Below are 7,261 nucleotides of genomic sequence, written 5' to 3'. Positions count from 1 at the left end.
CTAGACTTGAGGAGTCTGAGGTTCGGTTGTCGGTGGCGGTTGGGTATTCTGGATTTTCGCCTGCGCGGGAATGACACAAGGGGCGGGATGGTGGGGAATTGTTGATTGTTGATTTGGGGGAGGAGGGGTCCGGTCGCTCAGGGGCGCGGGTGTTTTCGGAGAAGACGGGTGGCCAGGGCGTCAGGTGGTCGGTGATCGGGTGGAGGGTCGGGCGCGAGGATGGTGCGTCGGGACGACGCAGCCTACGTGGAGGCGGGTTGAGGGTCCTGGCGGCGGGCGAAGTGGAAGAGCATGGGTGGTCAGGGGGTCAGCGAATCAGGGGGTCAGGAAGTCGGAGGAAAAGAGGCTTTGGGCTCTGAGCTTTAGGCTTTAGGGGGTGGCTTCGGCGGCGTTTGTACGGCGGGCGAAGTGGATGAAGACATCTTCGAGGCGGATGGGTGCGGTGCGGACGGTGGCGTCGGGGAGGTTGTTTTTGTGGAGGAGGGTTAGGATTTGGGTGGTGTGTTCTTGTGGGGTTTGGGAGAAGACGTGTAGCCGTCGGCCGAAGAAGACGGTTTGGGCGATGTGTTCGTCGACCAGTCGTTTGGCGGCCTGGTAGTCTTTGGCGGCGATTTCGAGGAGGGCGCCTTTTTCGCGTCTGGTTTGTTCCTTGAGCTGGTCGGGGGTTCCGACGGCGACGATTTTTCCGAAGTTGATCATGGCGAGTCGGTCGCAGTATTCGGCTTCGTCCATGTAGTGGGTGGTGAGCAGGAGGGTGATTCCGAATTTACGGGAGAGGAAGCGGACGATTTCCCAGAATCGTTCGCGGGCGAGGGGATCGACGCCGCTGGTGGGTTCGTCGAGGAAGAGGACGTCGGGCAGGTGGACCATGGAGCAGGCGAGGCCGAGGCGCTGTTTGAGTCCGACGGGCAGTTCGTTGGTGAGGCGGTGTTCGTAGCCGACGAGGCCGACGATTTCGAGTAGTTCATCGACTTCGAGGACGTCGTGGGTCTGTCGGCCGTAGATCTGGCGGTAGAGGCGGAGGTTTTCGATGACCTTGAGGTCGCGGTAGAGGGAGAATTTCTGGGACATGTAGCCGATGCGGTTTTTGAGTTTTCGGCGTTGATGCCAGACGTGGAAACCGGCGATGTAGGCGTCGCCGCCGGACGGCTGAAGGATTCCGCAGAGCATTTTGATGGCGGTGGTTTTACCGGCGCCGTTGGGTCCGAGGAATCCGTACATGGCTCCGGGCGGGATTTCGAAGTTGACGTGGTCGACGGCTGTGAAGTGGCCGAAGCGTTTGACGAGTCCGGTGACTTCGACGGCGGGCTTGTTGGGCGGGAGCGGGTCTTTATTGATTCGTTCGACGACGTGGAGGGAGTCGGGTTTGAAGTGGTGTTCGGCTTGGGGTTCGAGTTGGGCGACGAAGAGGTCGGCGAGTGAGGGTGCGCCGTGTTTGGCGGGCAGTTCGGTGGGCGAGCCCTGGAGGAGGATTTTTCCGGCGTGGACGAGGGCGACGTGGTGGCATCGTTCGGCTTCGTCGAGGTAGCTGGTGGCGATGACGACGGTGATGTTTTCGGTGTCGACGAGGTCGTTGAGGATGACCCAGAGGTCGCGTCGTGAGACGGGATCGACGCCGGTGGTAGGTTCGTCGAGGATGAGGAGTTTTGGGTGGTGCAGGAGCATGCAGCAGAGGCTGAGCTTTTGCTGCATTCCGCCGGAGAGGTTTCGGGCGAGGCGGCTTTGGAATTCGTGGAGGTTGGTGATTTCGAGGAGTCGTTGGGAGCGTTGGGCGGCGAGGTCTTTGGGGAGGTGGTATAGGTCGGCGAAGAAGTCGATGTTCTGTCGGACGGTGAGCTTGTCGGAGACGGCGAGTCCGAGGCCCTGTGGGACGAAGCCGATGAGTCCGCGGACGGATTCGACATTCTTGATGACGTCGCAGCCGAAGATTTCGCAGTCGCCGCGGTCGGGCAGGAGGAGTCCGGAGAGGATTTTGAGGACGGTGCTCTTTCCGGAGCCGTCGGGTCCGACGAGTCCGAAGACCTGACCTTGTGGGATGTCGAGGTCGATCCGGTCGATGGCGACGGTATGTCGGAAGCGTTTATGGAGTCCGCGTGCGAGGACGGCCGGCTGAGTCGTGGTGGTGGGCATCAGCGGAGGTCCGCGGGCATCTTCCAGGCGGCGTTTGGATCGGTCTGGATGACGCCGTCGGCGGGCATGCCCGGTTTGACGAGCCGTTCGGCGTTTTCGACGGTGAGTTCGAGTCCGAAGACGAGTTTGACCCGCTGTTGGGGCGTATCGACGCTTTTGGGTGTGAATTCGGCCTGCTGGTGGATTTGTGTGACTGTGGCGTCGAAGTGGCGATCGGGGTAGGCGTCGAGGTGGACGCGAGCGGGATCGTTGAGGTTGACCTGTCCGACGAGCTGGCTGGGCAGATAGCCCTTGAGGTAGAGGCGGTCGAAGTCGATGAGCATGGCGACGGTGGCGCCGGTGGCGATGACCTCTCCGGCTTCGACGACGCGGGTGACGACGACGCCGTCGCACGGGGCGAAGATTTTGGTGTCGCGGAGGTTGATTTCGACCATTTTGGCGGTGGCCTCGGTGGCTTTGAGTTGGGCCTCGGCGATTCCGACGGCGGCGCGGGCCTGTCGGACGGTGCTTTCCATGATGGCCAGGTCGTGCTGTCGCATGAGGACTTCGGATTTTCGGGAGTTGGCGAGTTCGAAGTTTTCGTTGGCCTGGGCGAGTCTTTGTTCGGCGATGCGGACGGCGGCCTCCTGGGCTTTGAGAGCGTCGGTGGCGAAGGTGAATTCGAGTTCGCTGGCGGCGTCGGACTGGAAGAGTTTCTGGGCGTGGTCGTATTCGGTTTGTGACTTGCTGAGGAGGGCCTGGGCCTGTTCGACGGCGGCTTGTGCTTCGCGGACCTGAGCCTGGGCCTGGCGGATGCCGAGTTCGGTCTGCTGTTTGGTCAGGTCGAGTGCGATTTTGGCGTTTTCGAGTTGGGAGGAGGAGCGGATGACGTCCTCGTTGGCGCTCTGGAGGGCGTGCTGGGCCTGAGCGACGTTGGCGAGGGCCTGTTCGTGGGCGACCTGGACGCTTTCGGATTCGAGTTCGGCGATGAGGTCGCCGGCATGGACCTGCTGGCCTTCGGAGACATGGAGGGCGGTGACGCGTCCGGTGAGTTTGCTACCGACGGCGACTTCGGCGCCTTCGATACGGCCGTTGACGAGGATGAGTCCCTCGTGGGGATGGTCGGCGACCTGGCGGACAAAGCCTGGAAGCCCTACGAGCAGCCCGACGGCCACTCCAAAGACGAGCGTTGCCTGTGCTATGTGGACTTTTCTCATAAAGCCTGAGCTATGACCTTTCTCTTCTTTCGTCCGGAATGGCCTGGGCGGCCGAGTCGGCGGTCGCTGCTTAACCGAAGGTTAACGTTATAAGGGAAATCATATAGCAGCGGGTCGGGGTTTTGTCCAGTAACTTTTGCGGAAATGGGGATATAGGGCATTAGTTTTTATTGCTCACGCTGATATGCGAGGATATGGCGTCGCGGTTCGGGCGATGGGTCAGGTGTGGTAGAGGGCGTTGATGTCGACGTATTGTTTGGAGAGGTCGCAGCTATGGACGACGTCGGAGGCTTCGCCGTGGTTGAGGTTGAGGGTGATCCAGATGTCGTTTTTGTTCATGATATCGGCGAGGGCGTCGCGGTCGTGGTCGGCGCCGGTGCCGCGGTTGAAGATGACGATGTTGCCGATGGCGCAGGAGGCCTGTTCGGGGTTGAAGTCGGCACCGGCGGCCCCGGCGGCGGAGATGATACGTCCCCAGTTGGGGTCGGCCCCGTGGATGGCGGTTTTGACGAGGAGGCTTTGGGCGACGGCGCGGGCGATTTTATGGGCCTGGGTGAAGTTTCGGGCGGCGGTGACCATGACGTGGAAGACTTTGGTGGCTCCTTCGCCGTCGGCGACGATGGCGAGGGCGAGTTCGTTGCAGAGTTCGTAGAGGTATTCGCCGAATGGGCTGAGCCAGGTTTCGCCGAGTTCATGATCGGAGGCGAGTCCGCTGGCGAAGACGGCGACCATGTCGTTGGTGCTCATTTCGCCGTCGACGGTGATACGGTTGAAGCTTCGGCTGACGGCCTGGACGAGGTTGGCGCGGAGGTCGTGGGGGGCGATTTTGGCGTCGGTGGTGATGAAGGCGAGCATGGTGGCCATGTTTGGGGCGATCATGCCGGAGCCTTTGGCGCAGCCGGCGATACGGATGGTCTGGTTGTCGACGGTGAATTCGCGGTAGGCGGATTTGGGCTTAAGGTCGGTGGTCATGATGGCCTGGGCGAAGGCGCGGCCGTGGTCTTCGGTGTCGCCGAGGTTATCGTAGGCGTGGTTGACGCCGTTGGATACCTTGGCCATGTCGAGCGGGTGTCCGATGACGCCGGTGCTGGCGACGAGGACGCTGCGTGGGGAGATTTTGAGTTTTCCGGCGACGAGTTGGGTCATGGTGGCGGCGTCGTCGAGACCGCGCGGGCCGGTGCAGGCGTTGGCGTTTCCGCTGTTGACGACGAGGGCCTGGGCGTATCCTTCCTTGACGTGGTCGCGGGAGAGCTGGATGGGGGCGGCCTGGACTCGGTTCTGGGTGAAGCAGGCGGCGCAGGCGGCACGGGTATCGCAGGCGAGGACGGCGAGGTCGAGTTTGTTTTCGCTCTTGATGCCGCAGGCGGCGGCGCCGGCTTTGAATCCGCGCGGGGCGGTGATGGTGGTGTTGGTCACAGCAGTCCCTCGGTTTCGGTGATATTGGAGATGATGTTGAGGTTTTGGACGGCCTGTCCGGAGGCGCCCTTGATGAGGTTGTCGAGGGCGGAGAAGACGATGACATGTCGGCCGTCGGCGGAGACGAGCGGGTGGAGGTCGCAGAAGTTGGTTCGCTGGACGGCTTTGAGTTTGGGCGGGGCGGCCAGGACGCGGACGAAGGGTTCGTTGTGGTAGAAGTCGCGGTAGAGGTCGGCGAGTTTGGCGGTGGAGAGGTCGCCGGTGGGCTCGGCGTAGATGCTGGAGAGGATACCGCGGTCGAAGGCGCCGACGTGCGGCTGGAAAAGGACGTTGACGGGTTTGCCGGCGACGTCGGAGCATATCTGGTTGATTTCGGGGCTGTGGCGGTGGGTGCCGCCGGCGGCGTAGGCGAAGAGGTTCTCGTTCATTTCGGGCAGGTGATAGGGCAGGCTGGCCTTTCGGCCGGCGCCGGAGACTCCGGTGACGGCGTTGACGACGATGCGGTCGAGGCGGACCAGTCCTTCCTTGAGGAGCGGGGCGAGGCCGAGGGCGGCGCAGGTCGGGTAGCAGCCGGGGTTGGCGACGAGTTTTTTGCCGACGACGTTTTTGCGGAAGAGCTCGGGCAGGCCGAAGGCGGCCTGGGCGAGGTTGGCGCGGTCGGTGTGCTGGGTGTAGTGTTTTTCGTAGAGGGCGACGTCGCGGAGTCGGTAGTCGGCGCTGAAGTCGACGACCTTGACGCCGGCGTCGAGGAGTTTGGGGACGAAGCCCATGGAGACCTTGTGGGGCAGGCAGCCGAGGGCGACGTCGACGCTGGCGGCGAAGGCGGGCAGGTCGAGGGGTTCGACGGCCATGGCGATTCGTCCGCGGAGTCGCGGGAAGATATCCTGGATTTGGCCGCACTCTTCGGGCAGCGCGGTGAGGGCGGTGAGTTTGGCTTGGCGATGGCGGAGGAGGATTTCGATGGCCTCTTCGCCGGTGTAGCCGGTGGCTCCGATGATGCCGACTCGAATCATGTTGGCGTGTCTCCTTAGCGGTCGTTTGACCGCGTGGCGCGGTCTTGGGCCGCGAGCGGGTAAATCAAAACCGGCCCGATGTCTGGTAACAGCGGGCCGGTGGACGTTTGAAACATGGTGGTTTCGCTTCGGTTAACGCTTGGAGAACTGGAAGCTCCTGCGGGCGCCGCGTTGGCCGTACTTTTTGCGTTCGGTCATTCTGGCGTCGCGGGTCAGGTAGCCGCCGTCGCGGAGGGCGGCCTCGGTGGTCGGGTCCATGGTCTTGAGGGCCCGAGCGATTCCGAGCATGGCGGCTCCGGCCTGTCCGGCGAATCCGCCGCCCTGGACTCGGACGAAGACGTCGACGCGGCTCTGGTATTCGCTGGCGGTCAGCGGGGCCATGACGGCGTTGCGGTCACGGTCCTGGGTGAAATAGTCGCTGTATTCGCGGCCGTTGATGAGGACCTTTCCTTCGCCGTTGCGGACACGGACGCGTGCGATGGAGGTTTTTCGCCGTCCGGTGCCCCACCAGAAGCCGCCCTTGGCGGCGGCTGCGGGCTTGGGCTGGGGAGCGGCGATGGTGGCTGCGCCTGCCGATGCTTCACGGGTTACTTGGTCTGCCATATCGATCGATCCTTTTGAGGTTCAGTTTTACAAGTTTTACTTCGAAAGCTTAGCGAGGCCTTCGGCCAGACCGTTGGAGAGGTCGAGGGCGACCGGCTGCTGGGCCTGGTGGTTGTGCTTGTCGCCGCGGTAGATCTTGAGTTTTTTGAGCATGTGGCGGCCGAGTTTGTTTTTGGGGAGCATTCGGCGGACGGCGAGTTCGAGGACGCGCTGCGGGTGCTTGGCCATGAGCTGCTCGTAGGGGATGATCTTGTGGCCGCCGGGGAAGTGGGTGTAGTAGTCGTGGCTCATCTGCTCGATTTTTCGGCCGGTGAACTTGACCTTCTCGGCGTTGAGGACGACGACGAAGTCGCCGACGTCGACGTGCGGGGTGTACATGGGTTTGTGCTTGCCCATGAGGATCATGGCCAGATCGGAGGCCAGCCGGCCGAGGACCACTCCGTCGGCGTTCACTTGGAACCACCGCTGATCGGTGTGGCCTTTTCGGGCCAAGGTCGTTTTCGGCGTCAGTACTGCAGTCATCGTCTCACCGTATAATGGATGTTGCCGTGTAAGCCCTGGTTATCGAACCGGAGTTACGGAAACCAGTATTTTAGTCAGAGTTGTCGGGGCTTTCAAGGGCAATTCCGGTCATTTTTTGCGGGGGCGCGGGGGGCGGGGTTTAACGGGGCTCACAGAAGGCGGAAGGAGGCGGTGGTTCCGCCTAACTCGTTATAATGTAAAGAGATACTGATATATGCCCGCAAGCGGGTTGGAGGGGAGAGGATATAAAGGCGGTTGAACAGAAGGTCGCGAAGGAAGCGAAGGGGGAGGGGAAAGAGGGTCAAGGGCGTTCAGGAGACGGTCAGGCCCTGTGCGTCCCTTCGCTTCCTGGGGTCGTGTTGTCGTTTGGCGGCGGGTTAG

Annotated in this window: 6 protein-coding genes; all 6 read right to left on the bottom strand. The window is 62.3% G+C overall.

Annotated elements, in window-relative coordinates; genetic code table 11:
- Window positions 1–369 precede the first annotated feature (369 nt).
- Window positions 370–2,130 (bottom strand): ABC transporter ATP-binding protein, encoded by a 1,761-nt coding sequence (locus GXY33_10030; GenBank protein ID NLX05470.1) that lies wholly within the window; start codon window positions 2,128–2,130, stop codon window positions 370–372.
- A complete protein-coding gene (locus GXY33_10025; protein ID NLX05469.1) occupies window positions 2,130–3,326 on the bottom strand; it encodes an HlyD family efflux transporter periplasmic adaptor subunit in 1,197 nt (398 codons plus the stop codon). The genes GXY33_10030 and GXY33_10025 overlap by 1 nt, the downstream gene beginning before the upstream one ends.
- 219 nt (window positions 3,327–3,545) lie before the next feature.
- Complete coding sequence (gene argJ / locus GXY33_10020) at window positions 3,546–4,742, bottom strand: bifunctional glutamate N-acetyltransferase/amino-acid acetyltransferase ArgJ (GenBank protein NLX05468.1); 1,197 nt, start codon at window positions 4,740–4,742, stop codon at window positions 3,546–3,548.
- The gene (locus GXY33_10015) at window positions 4,739–5,755 is read right to left on the bottom strand and encodes an N-acetyl-gamma-glutamyl-phosphate reductase (protein ID NLX05467.1); all 1,017 of its coding nucleotides are present in this window, start codon (window positions 5,753–5,755) and stop codon (window positions 4,739–4,741) included. The genes argJ and GXY33_10015 overlap by 4 nt, the downstream gene beginning before the upstream one ends.
- Window positions 5,756–5,887: 132 nt before the next feature.
- On the bottom strand, window positions 5,888–6,358 hold the full coding sequence (rpsI, locus tag GXY33_10010; protein ID NLX05466.1) for a 30S ribosomal protein S9: 471 nt from the start codon (window positions 6,356–6,358) through the stop codon (window positions 5,888–5,890).
- 36 nt (window positions 6,359–6,394) lie between these two features.
- Window positions 6,395–6,880: a 50S ribosomal protein L13 gene (gene rplM / locus GXY33_10005; protein NLX05465.1), complete on the bottom strand. Its 486-nt coding sequence runs from the start codon at window positions 6,878–6,880 to the stop codon at window positions 6,395–6,397.
- Window positions 6,881–7,261: the final 381 nt, after the last annotated feature.

This window comes from Phycisphaerae bacterium (genome assembly GCA_012729815.1).
Taxonomy (GTDB): Bacteria; Planctomycetota; Phycisphaerae; order JAAYCJ01; family JAAYCJ01; genus JAAYCJ01.
This window is presented reverse-complemented; position numbering and strand designations above follow the sequence as displayed.

Bases quoted from the DNA above. Each gene is read 5' to 3' on its own strand.
- GXY33_10030 (NLX05470.1), bottom strand. From the start codon at position 2,130: ATGCCCACCACCACGACTCAGCCGGCCGTCCTCGCACGCGGACTCCAT.
- GXY33_10025 (NLX05469.1), bottom strand. From the start codon at position 3,326: ATGAGAAAAGTCCACATAGCACAGGCAACGCTCGTCTTTGGAGTGGCC.
- GXY33_10015 (NLX05467.1), bottom strand. From the start codon at position 5,755: ATGATTCGAGTCGGCATCATCGGAGCCACCGGCTACACCGGCGAAGAG.
- rpsI (NLX05466.1), bottom strand. From the start codon at position 6,358: ATGGCAGACCAAGTAACCCGTGAAGCATCGGCAGGCGCAGCCACCATC.
- rplM (NLX05465.1), bottom strand. From the start codon at position 6,880: ATGACTGCAGTACTGACGCCGAAAACGACCTTGGCCCGAAAAGGCCAC.